This is a genomic window from Bacteroidia bacterium (assembly GCA_037045145.1).
Classification (GTDB): domain Bacteria; phylum Bacteroidota; class Bacteroidia; order AKYH767-A; family OLB10; genus OLB10.
In genome coordinates, this window is sequence record JBAOIA010000011.1 from 1608511 (window position 1) to 1627062 (window position 18552).

General features: G+C 37.3%; 14 protein-coding genes. 11 read left to right on the top strand and 3 right to left on the bottom strand.

Features of this window, described 5'->3' with window-relative positions; translation table 11 throughout:
- Positions 1–61: 61 nt before the first annotated feature.
- The 8 genes from truA (at position 62) to ispG (ending at position 11322) form a co-directional block, all read left to right on the top strand.
- Complete coding sequence (gene truA / locus V9G42_07860; GenBank protein MEI2759326.1) at positions 62–847, top strand: tRNA pseudouridine(38-40) synthase TruA; 786 nt, start codon at positions 62–64, stop codon at positions 845–847.
- Between the two features lie 142 nt (positions 848–989).
- Positions 990–2330: a PhoH family protein gene (locus tag V9G42_07865; GenBank protein ID MEI2759327.1), complete on the top strand. Its 1341-nt coding sequence runs from the start codon at positions 990–992 to the stop codon at positions 2328–2330.
- A 73-nt stretch (positions 2331–2403) separates the two neighbouring features.
- On the top strand, positions 2404–2994 hold the full coding sequence (locus V9G42_07870) for a sugar transferase (GenBank protein MEI2759328.1): 591 nt from the start codon (positions 2404–2406) through the stop codon (positions 2992–2994).
- A 286-nt stretch (positions 2995–3280) separates the two neighbouring features.
- On the top strand, positions 3281–5854 hold the full coding sequence (locus V9G42_07875) for a TonB-dependent receptor family protein (GenBank protein MEI2759329.1): 2574 nt from the start codon (positions 3281–3283) through the stop codon (positions 5852–5854).
- A 64-nt stretch (positions 5855–5918) separates the two neighbouring features.
- A complete protein-coding gene (locus V9G42_07880; GenBank protein ID MEI2759330.1) occupies positions 5919–7136 on the top strand; it encodes a glycosyltransferase in 1218 nt (405 codons plus the stop codon).
- Between the two features lie 66 nt (positions 7137–7202).
- Positions 7203–8291, top strand: coding sequence for a glycosyltransferase (locus tag V9G42_07885; GenBank protein MEI2759331.1), 1089 nt, complete (start codon positions 7203–7205; stop codon positions 8289–8291).
- A gap of 43 nt (positions 8292–8334) precedes the next feature.
- Positions 8335–9243 carry a T9SS type A sorting domain-containing protein gene (locus V9G42_07890; GenBank protein MEI2759332.1) on the top strand — a complete coding sequence of 303 codons (909 nt, stop codon included), beginning with the start codon at positions 8335–8337 and terminating at the stop codon, positions 9241–9243.
- A gap of 72 nt (positions 9244–9315) precedes the next feature.
- On the top strand, positions 9316–11322 hold the full coding sequence (ispG, locus tag V9G42_07895) for a (E)-4-hydroxy-3-methylbut-2-enyl-diphosphate synthase (protein MEI2759333.1): 2007 nt from the start codon (positions 9316–9318) through the stop codon (positions 11320–11322).
- Here ispG and V9G42_07900 read toward each other — a convergent pair.
- Entirely contained in the window at positions 11306–12799 is a 1494-nt protein-coding gene (locus tag V9G42_07900) for an NAD(P)H-hydrate dehydratase (GenBank protein ID MEI2759334.1), read from the bottom strand. The two genes, ispG and V9G42_07900, sit on opposite strands and share 17 nt — an antisense overlap.
- Before the next feature lie 119 nt (positions 12800–12918).
- Here V9G42_07900 and gcvT point away from each other — a divergent pair, with 119 nt between their 5' ends.
- From gcvT to V9G42_07915, 3 genes are all read left to right on the top strand, one after another.
- Complete coding sequence (gcvT, locus tag V9G42_07905; protein MEI2759335.1) at positions 12919–14019, top strand: glycine cleavage system aminomethyltransferase GcvT; 1101 nt, start codon at positions 12919–12921, stop codon at positions 14017–14019.
- A gap of 3 nt (positions 14020–14022) precedes the next feature.
- Positions 14023–14760 (top strand): 2-phosphosulfolactate phosphatase, encoded by a 738-nt coding sequence (locus V9G42_07910; protein MEI2759336.1) that lies wholly within the window; start codon positions 14023–14025, stop codon positions 14758–14760.
- A gap of 112 nt (positions 14761–14872) precedes the next feature.
- A complete protein-coding gene (locus tag V9G42_07915; GenBank protein MEI2759337.1) occupies positions 14873–15208 on the top strand; it encodes a hypothetical protein in 336 nt (111 codons plus the stop codon).
- Between the two features lie 125 nt (positions 15209–15333).
- On the opposite strand, the gene V9G42_07920 is transcribed toward V9G42_07915, so the two are convergent.
- Positions 15334–16788: a hypothetical protein gene (locus V9G42_07920; protein ID MEI2759338.1), complete on the bottom strand. Its 1455-nt coding sequence runs from the start codon at positions 16786–16788 to the stop codon at positions 15334–15336.
- The gene (locus tag V9G42_07925; GenBank protein ID MEI2759339.1) at positions 16772–18388 is read right to left on the bottom strand and encodes an amidohydrolase; all 1617 of its coding nucleotides are present in this window, start codon (positions 18386–18388) and stop codon (positions 16772–16774) included. The genes V9G42_07920 and V9G42_07925 overlap by 17 nt, the downstream gene beginning before the upstream one ends.
- Positions 18389–18552: the final 164 nt, after the last annotated feature.

The window sequence follows — 18552 nt, forward strand, 5'->3', positions numbered from 1 at the left end:
GTAATAGATTTGGCAAATATACTATTCAAAGCATAAATCAGATAGTTTATTTTTGTACACTATGCAACGATATTTTCTTGAATTATTTTTTAAGGGGACCCGTTACAGTGGCTGGCAGATACAGAAGAATGCAGTTGCTGTGCAGCAGAAAGTTAATGAAGCTTTGGGCATGCTCATCAATGGTTCTGCAGTGAAACCAATTGAAACTACGGGCTGTGGCCGTACTGATACGGGCGTTCATGCCATACAGTTTTTTGCACATTTTGATGCTCCCATAATAAAAGACCATAAAAATTTTCTTTATCAGTTAAACGGAATTTTACCCAATGATATTACAATTTTAGATTTACATGTTGTTGATAACGATTGCCATGCCCGATATGATGCTGTAAGTCGAACATATCAGTATTACATCCACACCTATAAGAATGGTTTTTTAGAGGAGTTCTCAGGTTGTTATTACCGGAAATTTGATGTTTCACTCATGCAGAAAGCTGCTGATATACTTTTAAAGCATGACGACTTCAATAGTTTTTGTAAAACGCGTGCTCAGAGTAAGACAAGTCTGTGTAAAGTTACTCATGCAAAATGGTCAGAAAATAATGGAGGATTAATGTTTGAAATCACAGCCGACAGATTTTTAAGAGGAATGGTGCGGGCATTGATAGGAACAATGACTGATGTGGGAATTGGGAAAATTAATCTCAACGACTTTGAAAATATTATTGCTGCACGCAACAGACGAAAAGCAGGACATGCAGCACCGGCATGCGGATTGTATCTTACAAAAATTGTCTACCCATTTCTTAATATTAAAAGCAAAAATCTATTGCCACATCAATTGTAGAATTCTTCTGTAATAACAGAGGTGGGATGCGTTGTCCGTAGCCAATCTGTTATTAACAAGCCTTTGTGTAATAAAGCAATGATTTAAGTTTTCAACCTGTGATGCCGGCCATATATTTGTCATAGACCAAACATATTTTAGCATGGCAAAAAAACAAGATCGCAAAGTATTCGTACTCGATACCTCTTGCATCCTTTTCGACCACAACGCAATAACTAACTTTAAAGAACACAATGTGGCCATCCCTATTACGGTACTTGAAGAAATAGATCGGTTTAAAAAGGGAAATGACGTAATTAATTTCGAAGCAAGGGAGTTTATCAGAGCACTCGATAAGTTAAGTTCGGGAGCATCACTGGGTGACTGGATTCCGCTTAATGGTTCTACTAAAGGAAAGTTTAAAGTGTTGATGGATGAGAGTGGTAATGGTGTTGATGCCAATAAAGTTTTTGGGGAGAAAAAAGCTGACCATAATATCATCAATGCAGCACTTGCATTGAAGCACGAAACCAATGAACGCAATATTGTTCTCGTAAGTAAAGATATCAATTTGCGACTGAAAGCTAAGTCACTCGGCCTTCAGGCAGAAGATTATATGACCGGAAAAATAAAAGATATTGAAGGACTTTATACCGGTAAATCAGAACTTAACAATGTCCCTAAGAAATTTATTGATGCATTGTATCAGGATGGTTTTTGCAAGTGGAAAGATTTAGTAAAATCACGCCCTGTTGCCAATCATTATTTTATTCTTAAAAGTAAAGCTGAAGGCTCCTCTGCATTGGCATATTATAATCCTGCTACTGATAGGATAGAACGCATTCATAAAGATCATGCCTATGGCATAAAACCCCGTAACGCTGAGCAGGCATTTGCTATGCATGCTGTAATGAATCCGAATGTTTTATTGGTAACTGTTCAGGGTGTTGCAGGAACAGGTAAAACATTAATTGCATTGGCATCGGCTATGCAGCAAAAAATGAATTACCGGCAGATTTATCTGGCACGACCAATTGTTCCACTTAGCAATAAAGATATCGGCTACCTTCCAGGTGACATAAAATCAAAAATCAATCCATACATGGAGCCCTTGTGGGATAACTTAAAATACATACAAAGCCAATATCGTGAAACCGATAAAGAGTATCAGAAAATTGCTGATATGGTAGAGAATGAGAAATTACATATCACACCACTTGCATATATCCGTGGACGAAGCTTGAGTAATATTTGTTTTATCATTGATGAAGCTCAGAATCTGACACCGCATGAAGTAAAAACTATCATTACCCGTGCGGGTGAAGGAACTAAAATAATTTTTACGGGAGATGTGTTTCAGATTGATACACCATATCTTGATGCACATAGTAATGGACTGAGTAATGTAATTGATAAGATGAAAAATTCACATCTCTATTCTCATATCACTTTAGAAAAAGGAGAACGCAGTGAGCTTGCAAACCTTGCCGGAGAATTACTTTAAGAGATTAACCGGATTGTTTTTAAATACAATTATTATTCAACGCAGGTAGAATTGCAGCAACTATCTTTGCGTCATGGTTAAACGATGTTTTGATGTAGTAGTATCATTAACAGCAATTGTTATACTCTTGCCATTGTTATTACTCATTGCATTGTGGATTAAAGCCGATAGCAGAGGAAATGTTTTATACAAACAAATCAGAGTAGGTAAAGGAGGAAAAGATTTTGGTATCCTTAAATTCCGGACCATGCGTCCGGATTCTGACAGCAAAGGATTACTGACTGTTGGTGGACATGACCCGCGTATTACCAAAGCCGGATATGTTTTACGTAAGTATAAACTTGATGAACTGCCACAGTTGTTTAATGTGCTTGCCGGACAGATGAGTCTTGTTGGGCCAAGACCGGAAGTGCGAAAATACGTATCATGTTATTCTGCTGAACAACTAAAGGTGTTAAATGTAAAACCCGGAATAACAGATTATGCAAGCATTTATTACAGCAATGAGAATGAGATTTTGGCACAATCTGCCCACCCTGAACAAACCTATGTGCAGGAAATTATGCCACATAAATTAGCACTCAATCTAAAGTATATTCAAGAAGCAGGAATAATTACAGATCTGAAGATTATTGCAGGTACAGTTGCTAAAATTGTTAGGTGAAAATCAAGTTTCATTTATGTACTCTTAATTCTAATGTTAATGGTTGTTAATTTTTCTTTTATTTTTAAGAGATAGTTAATGATTTTAGAATGAGTTTTAATGCGGTGAAATAAGTTTTAAATCCTGCTCAAACTTTAAAGAGCAAAAAAGTGTTATTGTTGCAATTGTGTTTTGTTAATTAGAATTAGGGTTTATTATAAATACTTTTGCAGCCGCCATTGAATTAAATTAGGAAAAAGAGATGCTTAAATTTTTGAATTATTGCAGACTCACGTTATTTGTTAGCTTGAGTCTATTTGAAATAAGTACGGTACATGCACAAATGCAGCAGATGATGCAAAAAGGAATGAATGCAGGCCGGCTGTACGGTAAGGTTGTGGATGCAAAAACCGGTAAACCTGTTGAATTTGCTGCAGTGCAAATTTCTGTTTTTAAAAAAGACAGTACCGGTACATTAAAAGAAAATATACTGAATGGACAACTAACGCAGGGCAATGGCGATTTTAACTTAGATCAGTTGCCTGTGATGGGTGAGCTGACATTTAAGATTGCTGCAATGGGCTACAAGCCTTATGAGCAAAAAGTTAAATTTGAAATAAAAATGCCTCAAGGTGGTGTTCAGGGAAGTAATTGGCAGCAGGCACTTAATGCAATAGATAAAGATTTAGGTAACATAAAACTTGAATCCAGTGTGGTTGCACTGCAAGAAGTTCAGATTGATGGCACTGCACCGATTTTAGAACTGCGGCCTGACAAGAAAGTTTTTAATGTTGAGAAAAATCCAATTGCAGCAGGAGGCACAGCTGAAGATGTACTTAAACAGGTTCCCAGTGTGAATGTTGATATTGATGGGAATGTAACTTTACGTAATGCAGCGCCACAAATATTTGTTGATGGTCGCCCAACAACTTTAACTATAGATCAGATTCCTGCTGATGCAATTCAGGAAGTTGAAATTATTACTAACCCATCAGCAAAATATGATGCCAGCGGTGGGATGGCAGGTATTTTGAATATAGTATTGAAAAAGAACAGACGCATTGGCTATAATGGTATGGTTCGTGCCGGTGCAGACTCAAGAGGAAGAATAAATTTAGGAGGAGATTTTAATGTGCGCGAAGGAAAAGTGAATGTGTTTTTAAGTGGAAACCTCAACCAGCGTAAATCAAAGGGAACAGGACTAACCGAAAGACAAACACTTGGCGCTACTCCCGATAATTTTATCAGCCAGAGTAATAGTAATTCCAGTAATGGCTACTTTGGATTTATTCGCTCAGGAGTTGATATTTTTTTAGATAACAGAAACACCCTGACTGTTTCTGGCAGTTATATGAATGGCTTTTTTAAACCACTGGAGTTTTTACAAACAAAAACAGATACTTTGTTTCCAGGCTACACAGCTACTTCTTTATCAGACAGAAATTCCTCAAGCAAACGTGAGTTTAAAAATACCGGTGGTACCGTTGCTTACAAACACCTGTTTCCTAAAGATGGAAAAGAATTGACCGCTGATATTAACTTTAACAGTGTAAAAAGTGATATGGGTGGAAACTACAACACTCAAAACTTTTTAGGCAATGGTGAAGTTTCCGGTAATCCAATTATACAGAAGCAAAGTATTGAAGGTGAAAATACATTTGTTACAGCACAGACCGATATGGATTTTCCACTGGATAAAAAATCAAAAATTGAAACAGGATTGCGTGGAGCATTGCGTGATTACAGCAGTGTAAATCAAAATTTTATTTTTGACGACTCGCAGCAGCAGTATATTTTAATTCCTGATAAAACAGCAAACTATCAGTATGTAGATCAGGTTTATGCCGCCTATGCAACATACAGTAAGTCATTTGAAAAATTATCGCTACAGGCAGGACTAAGAGCAGAAAGCTCTTTCTATGAAGGTGAACTGACACAAACTGGGCAGAAGTTTAGCACCAATTATCCGGTTAGTTTGTTCCCTAGCGCATCAGCAAGCTATAAACTGACCGGTAAGACAGATTTGCAGATAAGCTATTCGCGAAGAATAAACAGACCTAACTTTTTTCAGATAATTCCTTACACTGATTATTCCGATTCTTTAAATATCAGCAAGGGAAATCCTGCTTTAGAACCGGAGTTTACTCATTCAGTAGAATTATCGGCCATGAAAACAATAAGTCGTAAAAACACACTCATGGCAACAATTTATTATAAACAAACTGATGGTGTAATTACACGTTATTTAAGTTATGAAGTAGATACTATTTTAGGTCGTAACGTATTAGTCAGCACCTTTAGAAATGCAAACACAAGCTATGCTTATGGTGTTGAATTAACTGCACAAAATAATATTAAAAACTGGCTCGACATTACTTCAAATGTTAATGCATATCAGAGTATGATTAACGGAAAAAACATTGAGTCAAATTTAAAAGTAGAACAATTTAGCTGGTTTGCCAAACTCAATCTCAGTTTTAAGCTACCCAAGAATTTTTCTGTTAGCCTATCAGGAGATTATCACTCCAAAACGGCATTGCAATTAAACAGCGGAGGTGGACGCGGACCAATGGGTGGTGGTACACAAAGCACTGCACAAGGTTATGTAAGACCCAATTACGGTGTTGATGCAGGTTTGCGTTATGATTTTCTTAAAGATAAAGCTGCCTCGCTTACCCTTAATGTTTCAGATATTTTCAAGACACGAATTAATGATGTGCATTCTGAATCTGATTTTTACATTCAGGATAGCTGGCGGAAGCGTGATTCACAGATTTTCAGACTTAACTTTAGTTATCGCTTCGGAAAATTCGACACCTCCTTATTCAAGAGGAAAAATCAAAAGATAAATACGGAAGGCATGCAGGATATGAGCATGTAGTGTTTATTCTTTCGCTCGTCATTGCATCTGAATTCGGTTCAAATGCAATATTTTTGGACGCTTTATGAATGTACTTTATATTTCTTATGATGGAATGACAGATAACCTTGGGCAGTCACAGGTAATTCCCTACCTGAAAGGGCTTGTCGGTTATGGTCATCATTTTGATATTATCAGCTGCGAAAAGCCAGATAAGTTTAGCACTAAAGAAACTGAAATTAGGAATCTGCTTGATTCTTTAAACATTGGATGGTATCCATTGCCATACACAAAAAGGCCACCTGTTCTATCATCAGTTTTAGATGTTTTCCGTATGTACAGAAAAGCATATAGCTTGAACAGAGTAAATAAGTATGATGCAGTGCACTGTCGCAGCTATCTCTCTGCTATGATAGGGCAGGATATGAAGAAGAAGTTTGATGCCAAATTTATTTTTGATATGCGTGGTTTCTGGCCCGATGAACGCATTGATGGCGATTTGTGGAATATTAAAAATCCTGTTTACAGAATCATTTATAATTATTTCAAGAAGAAAGAATTGCAGTTTTTTAATGAGGCAGACTTGAATATCAGCCTGACCCATGCCGGGTTGAATGAGATTAAAAAAATGAATGTGAGAAAAGAACAAATAGATAAGTTTTCTATCATTCCATGTTGCTCTGATTATGAATTGTTCAAGCCATTACCACGTGATATGGTATTGGTAAAACAACTTGGCTTTGAAGAGTCAAATAAAATTTTATGTTATCTTGGCTCAATAGGAACATGGTACATGTTTGATGAAATGATGGCTATGTTTAAACAATTGCATTTTCAAGATAATTCATTTCGCTTGTTGATTATGACACCTGAACCACCATCAATGGTTTATGATTCAGCCCAAAAATTAGACATAAATGCTGATTTAATCAAAGTGTTGAGTGCAACACGGCAACAGGTACCACAGTTTCTTTCAATTGCGCATCTGGGAATATCATTTATTAAACCTTGTTTTTCAAAACTTAGCAGTTCGCCTACAAAGATGGGGGAGATGCTTGCCGCAGGCGTTCCATTGATTTGCAACAGTGGTGTTGGCGATGTGGAACGTATTATTAATGATACAAAGACGGGTGTAATTATTCATGGATTTTCAGAAGAAGAAATGCAATCTGTCGCAAAAAAAGCAATTGAAATGATTCAAATTCCAAGAGAAAATATCAGGGAACAATCCCGTCCCGTTTTTGCACTTGAAAGTGGTGTTAAACTATATGCACAGGCGTATGATAAAATGCAAAATCAATAATTACAAAATCATCTTTATTTTCGCAGACAATTTGCTGACCTTTTTTTCTGCCGGCAACCAATAATTATGAGCCATAATAAAAAGAAAATTCTGTTGATTTGCCCTTATCCCGAGGATACTGCACCGGGACAGCGTTTGCGTTATGAGCAATACCTCAACTTGTTCAGAAAAGAGGGGTATGATATTCAGGTGTCATCGTTCATGACCTATCGCTTTAACAGTATAGTATATAAACCTGGAAATATTCCCGAAAAAATATTCTGGACTCTATTTGGCTATACAAAACGCTTGTTGCAGTTGTTTACACTCTGGCGCTATGATGCTGTTTATGTTTTTTTATGGGTAACACCCTTTGGATTGCCACTGTTTGAAAAACTTTTTGTTTTAATCAATCCAAACATGATTTACGATATTGATGACATGGTTTTTCTCGGGCATTCTTCCAAAGCCAATAAGTTTATAAAAATTTTAAAAGGCACAAGGAAAATCACATACCTGATGCAGAAGGCCAGACACATTGTTGTTTCAACACCATCTAATGAAGAGTTTGCCAGAAAGTATAACAATGCAATAACAGATATTTCAGTTGCTATCAATACAGATGTTTATCTTCCTGCAAATAAATACAGCAACGATGATGTTATTACAATTGGATGGAGTGGCAGCCATAGCACAAGTCGTTATTTGGTGCTGTTGGAAGAAGTGTTGCGAAAATTTGCCGGACGAAGCAATATCAGAATCCTTGTAATTGGAGATACAACTTTTAGATTTAATGGTTTTGATTGTGAAACTATACCCTGGCAGTCGGCAACTGAAGTTAAAGACCTTCAGAAAATTGATATTGGCCTTTATCCATTACCTGATGAACAATGGGTTTATGGTAAAAGTGGAGGTAAGGCTTTGCAATATATGGCTTTAGGGATACCCACCATTGCAACAGGAATAGGAACAAACTTCAGAATAATTGATGATGGCGAGTCTGGATTTTTGGTAAGAACAGATGAGGAATGGATTAATAAAATTGAATTCCTGTTAAATCATCCGGAAGAGAGAAAACGAATTGGAATGAATGGAAGATTGAAGGTTGAAAAAGAATATTCACTTCACGTCAATAAAAAATATTATCTCGATATATTTGCAAAGGTCGTAGGTTGAATTTTTGTGGTTAGTCAATTTTTTTCGGTATCTTAGCACTGCAATGAAAAAGAAATTTTTTATATTGCTCTTAGCTTGTTGTCATTTAGTAGCTAAAGCTCAGTTTGCTCCTGTAGGTGCACAGTGGCACTACACACAATGTACCGTTGCCTTTCCTTATAGCTGCGGCCCAGTTGAAGTAAATGCCATAGGGACAACCGTAATTAATGGCATTACGTGTACTAATCTTCAGATTGCACCTTTCACTTGTGTTGGATTTAATTATTTACCGGTTTATCAGAGCAACGATACGGTGTATCGTTTTCTCTACAATCTCAACACATTTACCATGCTCTATGATTTTAATGCACAGCCTGGTGATATATGGAAAATTGTATCAAACACCATTAATCAACCGCCACCGGCACCACTAACAGACACCGTTCTCATTCGTGTTGATTCAGTAAACATGGTAAACATCAATAATCATCCACGAAAAATATTTTATATTTCTTATGCCGATTCATCGCACATTCCATTTGTATTTGAAGGTCCTATTATTGAGGGCATTGGCAGTTTGAATTTTTTATTGACACAATTCAATTATTGCGACCCTCAGATAACTGCATTCAGATGCTACAACGATTCAACTTTGGGATTGTATCAGCCAAATACCTTGGTTGACTGTGACTCTGTTGTTGTTGTTGGAGAAAGTGAAGTTATAAAAAAGGACTATGTGAGTTTATATCCAAATCCATTCACAGATCAGATTTGCATTCACTCCGAAGATTTTTTATATAGAAAATACGATATTAAGTTAGTGAATATTGTTGGGAAAATTGTCTATCAGAGTAAGCATAGACAGTCTCTTAATCAAATTACTATTTATCCAAAAAATCTTGCACCGGGCACTTATTATCTCCTGCTTGAATCAGACAAAAAAGTGTTGCAAAAGCGGTTGGTAAAACTTTAATGTATTTACAGGGTTATTTAATTCTAAAGATTTAGAATTCCGATATTTGCAGCTAAAATATTTATTTTAAAAATGGATAGTGTGCCGACAGCTCAAAATATTTTTCAACTTTATTGTAATAGCCTTACATCTTACCAAAGATTAAAAACACTTGAAGTAAAGATTGGTGATGTTGCCATGGGAGCCAATAATCCCATTCGTGTTCAAAGTATGACTACGACAGATACCCTTGATACCAAGGCAACGGTTGAACAAAGCATCAGAATGATTGAAGCCGGCTGTGAGTATGTGCGAATTACTGCGCCAAGTATCAATGAGGCACGAAATCTTCAGAATATTAAAGATGAACTTAGAAGGAGAGGTTATAAAACACCTCTGATTGCCGATATACATTTTACACCTAATGCTGCTGAAACAGCAGCTCGTATTGTTGAGAAAGTAAGAGTAAATCCCGGCAACTATGCAGATAAAAAGAAGTTTGATACTATAGAATATACTGATGTAACTTATGCTGAAGAATTAGAGCGTATTCGCGAACGTTTTATTCCATTAGTGAAGATTTGTAAAGACTATGGTACTGCTATGCGTATTGGTACCAATCATGGCTCTTTGAGCGACCGTATTATGAGTCGTTATGGTGATACCCCGTTGGGAATGGTGGAGTCTGCACTTGAATTTTTGCGAATTTGTATGGATGAGGGCTACTATAACATTGTGCTTTCTATGAAGGCAAGTAATCCTCAGGTGATGGTTCAGGCATATAGACTTTTGATTGCAAAAATGCGTGCAGAGTTTATGGATTTGAATAGCGAGAATAACTCTTTGCCTGCACTATTTCCCTTGCATCTTGGCGTAACGGAAGCTGGCGAAGCAGAAGATGGACGAATTAAATCAGCATCAGGTATCGGCACATTACTCGAAGATGGCATTGGTGATACCATTAGAGTTTCGCTAACCGAAGATCCGGAACGCGAAATTCCGGTTGCACAAAAATTAGTGTCACGTTATAATAATCGTGCAGCCCACAAAGAAATAAGACCAATTAACCATCAGCAACTGTTGTACTCGCCATTCGGTTACAGCAGACGGCAGACAAAATCCGTTTTGAACGTTGGAGGAAATCATGTTCCTGTTGTGATTGCCGATTTTTCCGGCAAGCAAAATATTACTCCTACTTCACTATTTCCGGTTGGATATAATTATTCTCAGACACTCGATAAATGGCATATCAGCGATCAGGCATGTGATTTTATTTATGCAGGCGACCAGCAGATTTCTTTTGCATTACCCGGAACACTAGGTGTGGTTTACAATTTTAAAATGTGGCATCAGCATTCCGGTGACGAAAGAACGTATCCATTGTTTAATGAGAATGAGTTGGATGAAGCAGTCAAGTGTACTGCTGCCATAAAGTTTGTTGAATTAAGTACTTTGGATTTTTTTAAACAACAACTAAATATTGAAAAACTTTCTGATACTGTTCTTGTACTAAAGACAGCAAACGAGCATGCCATGCCTGATTTGCGCAGTGTGTTTATTGGTATGATGCAGCAGAAAAACACTATGCCTGTCATCATAAAGCGAGATTATGCTGATGTAGATTTGGAAACATTTCGTTTAAATAGCTCAACAGATGCCGGTGCTTTGCTTTTAGATGGTATGGGTGATGGTGTTTGGCTTTGTTCAGAAAAAGTTAGTCCGGCAGATATTAATCAAACAGCATTTGGGATTTTACAAGCTGCCAGAACCCGTATTTCAAAAACAGAATATATCAGTTGCCCATCATGTGGACGTACTTTATTCGACTTGCAGGAAACCACAGCTAAAATTCGAGCAAGAACGCATCATCTCAAAGGAATAAAGATTGGCATTATGGGATGTATTGTAAATGGCCCTGGCGAAATGGCTGATGCAGATTATGGCTATGTAGGTTCAGGTGCAGGAAAGATTACGCTCTATAAAGGCAAAGAAGTTGTCCGCAGAAATATTGATGCAGCACTTGCTGTTGATGCACTCATTGAACTGATTCGTGATAATGGCGACTGGATTGAGCCTGCAGTTATTACACAGTTTGCATAAAAGCCTCAGAAAGATATTCTGTTACATCACTTGCAGTTAAAGCATAAGGGTGAATTTTTTTAACGGCACAATCTGCTGCTAAGCCATGAATAAAAACTGCTGCAATTGCAGCATCTGCTGCAGTTAATCCTTGTGCAAGCATTGCAGCAACAATACCAGTTAACGTGTCACCACTGCCTCCTTTTGCCAGCCCTGCATTGCCTGTTGTGTTAAAAAAACACCTTCCGTCAGGAGTAGAAATGGAAGTGTAAACACCTTTTAAGACAATAACAATTTTGTGTTTTACTGAAGCTGCAATTTGAAAATCGTTTCTCTGAAAATCATTTTCAAATACTCCGAACAACCTTTCAAATTCTTTTTTATGCGGAGTTATGATAGTGTTTTCAGGAATAAGATTCAGAAGTTTTTTGTTTTCTGAGATGATATTCAGCGCATCGGCATCAAGAACCAAAGGGCTGTTTGCTTTTACAAGCAAATGACCAATCATGTTTGTGGTTTCTTCGTAAATGCCCAAACCGGGGCCTGATGCAATGGCACTGTATGGCTTTAAATCAGGCAGGTCACTCACCTTGTCGCCTTCACAGGTACTCAACATAACTTCCGGTATAGAAGATTGCAATGCTAAGCCCGTTGTTTTTATAGTATGAACTGTTGTTAACCCAGCACCACTTTTAACGCAGGCTTTTGCTGATAGCGCTATTGCTCCGGCTTTCCCATAACTTCCGCCAATCAGCAAAGCATGACCAAAGTTGCCTTTATGTGAAAATCGTTTTCGAGGCTTAAGAAGTTTCTTTATCATACATCGGTCAACCAGTTCATGAGCAGAATTTAATGACTCAATGTAACGTTCATCAAGTCCAATGTCAAGAACTTTTACTTCGCCATTCCTGTGCGCGTTTTCTGCATAAAGCATACAGCGTTTAGGCCGTTGGAAAGTTAATGTTGTTGATGCATGAATTACGGCATCGTCAGATGGGGTATGCTTGTCGGCAAATAATCCTGTGGGTAAATCAATTGAAAAAACAGGTGCTCCGGTAGCGTTTACTTTATGAATTAAATCTGCAATGTTTTTTTCTACAGCTTTATTTAATCCTGATCCAAAAATTGCATCAACCCAAACTGTTGTGTTCGCCAAGGGCAGGTCAGCATCAGTCAGGTATAAAATTTTTGCAGACGTTTTCTGCAATTTTTGAAAATTTGTTTCTGCATCCGGGCTTAGCTTGTCGCTATTGCCGGTTAATATAACAGTGACTTTTTTTCCTGAATCGGCCAAAATTCTGGCAATGGCAAGTCCATCACCACCATTATTTCCAGGACCGCAGAGAATGCAAAGCTCATCTTTTTCATCTACATTCTTTGTTAATTCCTGACAACAACTTTTGGCTGCCCTTTCCATCAAATCAACAGAACTTATGGGTTCATTTTTTATCGTATTGACATCGGCCATACGGAATTGCTCTGCAGTTAATAGTTTCATCTTTCTGTCAACCGTTGGTGGAAATTGGTGTAAAGATAAAAACCAGTTATTGAAATAACATGAATCAGTTTGAACAAGTCTTAAAACTTGTAGATTTGCCGCAGATTTTAAACAATAGTATGGAAGAAAATACCACCTTAAAACAAACAGCTTTAACGGCCATTCATCAAAAGGCAGGTGCTAAAATGGTGCCCTTTGCAGGGTATCTGATGCCTGTTCAATATACAGGAATTAATGACGAGCATGAAACAGTTCGTAATTCCGTTGGAATGTTTGATGTCTCTCACATGGGAGAATTTATTTTAAAAGGTGATGATGCACTTGATCTTCTTCAACGTGTGACAAGCAATGATGCATCCAAATTGACATCAGGGAAAGCACAGTACAGTTATTTCCCGAATGAAACAGGTGGAATTATTGACGATTTAATTGTTTATTGTATTGATGATAAAACATTCATGCTCGTTGTTAATGCATCCAATATTGAGAAAGACTGGAAATGGCTTCAAAAATTTAACCATAAAAAAGTTGAAATGCATGACATTTCTGATAAAACTTCTTTACTTGCCATTCAGGGGCCAAGGGCAATGGAAACATTACAGAAACTTACTTCAATAGTCTTGGCAGACATACCATATTACAACTTTGCAAAAGGAGAGTTTGCCGGATGTCAAAATGTGCTTATCTCCAATACAGGTTATACCGGTGCAGGTGGGTTTGAATTGTATTTTGAAAATCAGTATGCAGAAAAAATCTGGAATGACGTTATGCAGGCAGGGCAACCATTCGGCATAAAGCCTGCAGGCCTTGGTTCTCGTGACACCTTACGGCTTGAAATGGGATTCTGTTTGTACGGGAATGATATTGATGACACCACCTCACCCTTGGAAGCAGGATTAGGATGGATTACCAAATTTACGAAGACTTTTACCAACTCAGATGCATTAAAACAACAGAAAGAGCAGGGGGTAGCCAGCAAATTGGTAGGCTTTGAAATGATTGATCGCGGTATTCCAAGACACGATTACGAAATATGTAATGTATCAGGACAAAAAATTGGTCGCGTTACATCCGGAACACAATCACCAACCTTAAACAAAGCTATTGGTTTGGGCTATGTGTCGAAAGATCAGTCTGCAGAAGGGACTGAGATTTATATTAAAATCAGAGAGAAACTGATAAAAGCCGCAGTTGTAAAGATTCCGTTTATTAAAAAGTAAACCATGGCTGAAGCAGCAGGCAAACCTGTAGTTGAAGTTTGTTTAACACCGGCACTTTTCCATCAGCACCATACTGCCGAATCTATTGTTGTTGCCATTGATATTTTGCGTGCTACAAGTAGCATTTGTGTAGCTTTACAATATGGTGCGCGCTCCATTGTGCCTGTCATGACGGTGGAAGAAAGTTATCAGTATAAAGAAAAAGGTTATCTGATAGGAGCAGAGCGACAGGGCTCTATGGTAGAAGGCTTTGATCTTGGCAATTCACCTTTCAGTTATATGGAAGACAAGATAATTGGTCGTGATATTGCACTAACAACCACCAATGGCACCAAGGCCATAAACATCGCCAAAGGCTCTGCAGGAATTGTTGCAGGTTCATTTCTGAATCTTGATGTCCTGGCTGCATGGCTTATTCAGCAAAACAAAAATGTGCTTTGTCTTTGTGCCGGATGGAAAAATACTTTTAATCTTGAAGATACTCTTTTTGCAGGGGCGCTGACGCAAAAACTGCTTCCGCATTTTCAACTTTCCGAACATCGCGATTCAGCTCATGCAGCCATGAAACTGTATAATCTGGCAAAGCATGATATGTACGATTTTTTGAAGGACTCTTCACATCGTACACGATTGGAAAGACTTAAAATTGATGAAGATGTATTGTATTGTTTAACACCTAATCAAACCCTTGTGGTGCCGGTGTTGATGAATGGCGTATTAAAGAAACACTCAGACTGGTAGGCAGAACAGCACTTTTGCAGATGGTTATTTAATGAAAAAACCACAAAAGTGACTTTGGTCAGTTGTATTATAGGGTTGAAAATACTATTTTAGCAGAAAATTATAAAGAAAAATGAAAAAAGTACTTTCAATTTTAAGCGTACTCGGACTGTTCCTGATTGTTAACGCTTATGCTAACAACAACAAAGCAAATACAGTTGCTGACCTTCAGATTACTGAAAGCAGTGCAACAAGTGTAAACATGCCATGTGACGGTAAAGCAGAAAAAGACAAAGATTGCTGCAAAAAGAAAGGCAAAAAGAAAAAATGTTGTGCCGATAAGGCAGAGGCTTCTGCTGCTTCATGTGCCGACAAACAAGCAAAAGCAGGTTGTTGCGCACATAAAAAAGCTGATGCAGGAACATCTGATGTAAAATCTGATGTAAAATCAGAAGAGTCTGCAAAATAATTTTTATTGATGAAATTAATCACATTGAGTCCATAAAGCAGATGTGAAATAATTTTAAGGTTTGAACATTAAGGACCGCTCTTGTTTAACGGGGCGGTCTTTAATTATTTATAATACACTGTATGTTACTTGAAATCTAAAGTGGCAGAAGAGAATTTCTTTAAGAGTCGTGCATTTAGAATAAACCTGTTCTTGTCCAGACGAGTAACAGAAGACAGGTCAGGCAAAAGTTTTTTTGCCGAAGCAAGTTCAATTTCTTTGGTGTAAATTTTTCTGAGTAGCGAATTAAAAATTGTCTGTGTCAGCTGATAATCTTCCTGATTTCTTCCATTTAAAAAATAAAGATAATAATCGTCTTTGTTTGGAATACCTTTAACATTACAGGCGTACTCGAAATTTTCAGTTGCACTAATTTTTCTTTGAATAACGGTTTGTAGATTTTTATTTTGCATGTCAGTGCAAACCAAAAGCAGTGCATTGGCTGAAGTTTCCCTTCCAATTAACGTATTTGTTTTACCATTCACTTCAGCGGGTTTGGTATAGGAGGCAAACTGCTTTTCAATTAACAGCATAATATTACCATTGTTCATCACATCAATTTGCTGAATTTTTAAAAAGTCAACACCTTTAATATTCTTTAACAATAAATTGTCAACCATTTCAAGTAATGTTTCGTCTGTGAATTTAATGACATTTGTTTTTATGAGTTGAAGGTTGTTGTTAAATTCTGAAATACGTACACCATTACTTTTAAACTTGTTTGCATTGGCAATGTCGTTATAAATAGGGTTAAAGGAGTTGTCGGTGAAGCCATACAATGAAGCAACAATTATTCTGTTACCGGCTTGGGTAACTTTTAACCCTGATAATTCATCCTTTTCAACAGAAATTGTTTGAGTGATAATTTTACCGTCAACAGCAGATGCAACAAAAAATTCTTTCCCACTGTTGAATACACCTGAAAATGTACCGCTATCATTTATTACACCATCAACAAAAAAAGTGTTTGGCAAAGCAGTTTTCCAGATACTGATCAATTGAGTGTTGAAGCAATAAATACTGTCATTAGTGGTAATGGTAAAAAAACGATTGTTAACAGAAGTGTTATAGTTGAAAAAATTCTTCTGCTTAAATTTTGCAACATTTTTTCCGGCTATTAAAACATGAGTCTGTTTAAAATAACCTCTCAGGTCAAAAACATCAACACAAAAATCAAGATTGTCAATTCCTTTGGAGTAGAATATTTTTATGGTTGAATCGCTCAAAACCACATCATTTACCCGTATTGGAAACTGCAAAAATCGTATTGCCACAGTATCTTTCAGAAAGAATTTATCATCGTAACGCAACAAGGTTAATTTGAGTTTTTTCCAGGCCGTTGCTACAAAAATGCTGTCTCCGGCATCCTGAATCAGCTTAATGTTGCTACCTGCCGCATAATAAGATTCATTGTAAGTGCCAAGAAATTTTTGATATGGACGGTCGTTTAATTTAACAGTAGGGTTCCACAACAGGTTTTGTCCAAAAACAGATGTGCTATAACAAAGAAATAGAAGAAGGATTTTACTTTTTGTTCTCATAAACTTTAACTCCATTTGAATAGGTTGCTTGTACGTGTAGTTTATATAAAATGCTGTCCGGTGCAGTCATTAAATCATCATTCAAAATCACAAAATCCGCTACTTTGCCTTTTTCTAATGAGCCTTTTTCTTTTTCATCAAACATAGAATAGGCTGCCCAAATGGTCATACCGCGCAATGCCTCTATGCGGCTAATTTTATTCTCGGACTCAAAACCTGCCGGTGGAAATCCTTTCTGATCTTTTCGAACCACGGCAGCATAGAATCCAAATAGCGGGTTTATGTCTTCCACAGGAAAGTCACTTCCTAAAGCTAACATGCCGGTTTCTTTAAGCAAAGCTTTATTGGAATAGGCATCATGAATTCTTTCACTGCCAAGTCTTTTTTCTGCCCAATACATATCACTTGTGGCATGTGTAGGCTGAACACTTGGGATTATGGAATAGTCAGAGAAATACTTTAAGTCATCATGATTTACAACCTGGCAATGCTCAATGCGCCATCTCAAATCATTTTTTGTTTTAAGGTTTGCGGCATAAACTTGCAGCATAAAACGATTGGCAGAATCGCCAATACAGTGGGTGTTTAGCTGAAATCCACTGTCATATATCTCTTTGGCTAACAATTGAATGGAATCCTCGTCTTTAAGCATAAATCCAAAATGGCCCGGCATATCAGAATAGGGTAAAAGCAAACATGCACCTCTTGAACCAAGAGCACCATCGGCATATAATTTAAAGCTTTTAACCTGCAAATAATCGGTTTTGTATTTGCCTCTTTTAAACCAATAATTTTTACTCGCATTAGATAGTTCGGCCATGGCATAAATTTTCATTTTGATGGTTCCTGCCTTTTGAAGCGAATCGAGCAATAGAATATCTTCTACTCTAAGTCCGGCATCAACTAATGATGTAAGGCCAACTGCAAAACAATTCTGTTCACCTTTAATGAGTCCTTCCTTTTTTATCTGAGCAGTAAATTCAGGGATATGTGCTTTAACAATGTCAACAGCATTATCAATCAACAGTCCCGTTAAGTGCTTGTTTTTAGTAATTATCTCACCGCCCTGAACCTTTGTTGACGTTGTTATGCCAGCAATATCCAATGCTTTTTGGTTGACTAAAACTGCATGTCCGTCTATTCGCATCAGATAAACAGGGGTGTTAGGAAACAAACTATCCAATAGGGTCTTGTCAGGATAGGTGCTATCCTGCCAGTCGTTCTGATCCCAGCCACGACCTAGTATCCAACTGAACTTGTTGTTAGCAGCATATTCTTTTACCCTTTGTACGACCTCATCAAACGACTTTGTGTCAAAGAGTGCACATTTTGGAAGGTCGGTGCTATAGCCATAAAAATGACAATGAGCATCAATAAAGCCCGGGTAAACACTTTTGCCCATAAGGTCTATTTTCTGACGGAACTGATACTTGTCTGCAAGTGCGTTGGCCCCGGTTTCTACTATTCTCCCATTGGTAACAACCATTGCTTGTACTGTAGAAAAGGAGCTGTCAACGGTATAAATTTTACCGTTAAAAAGAATCAGGTCTGCTGTTGGCTTTTGGTTGCACCCCATGCTAACTAACAGCAGAAGCAGCATTGGTTTAAATAACTTAATCAATGTTTTAGTATTAAAATTCAGGTATCAAATATCCATAAAATATATAAAAGCAAAGCCTGACTTAGAAACAGGAGGGTATTGAAAAATATTTTTTGATTTACACTTGTATCAATTAAAACCTGCTGTATATTTACGCAAAAATA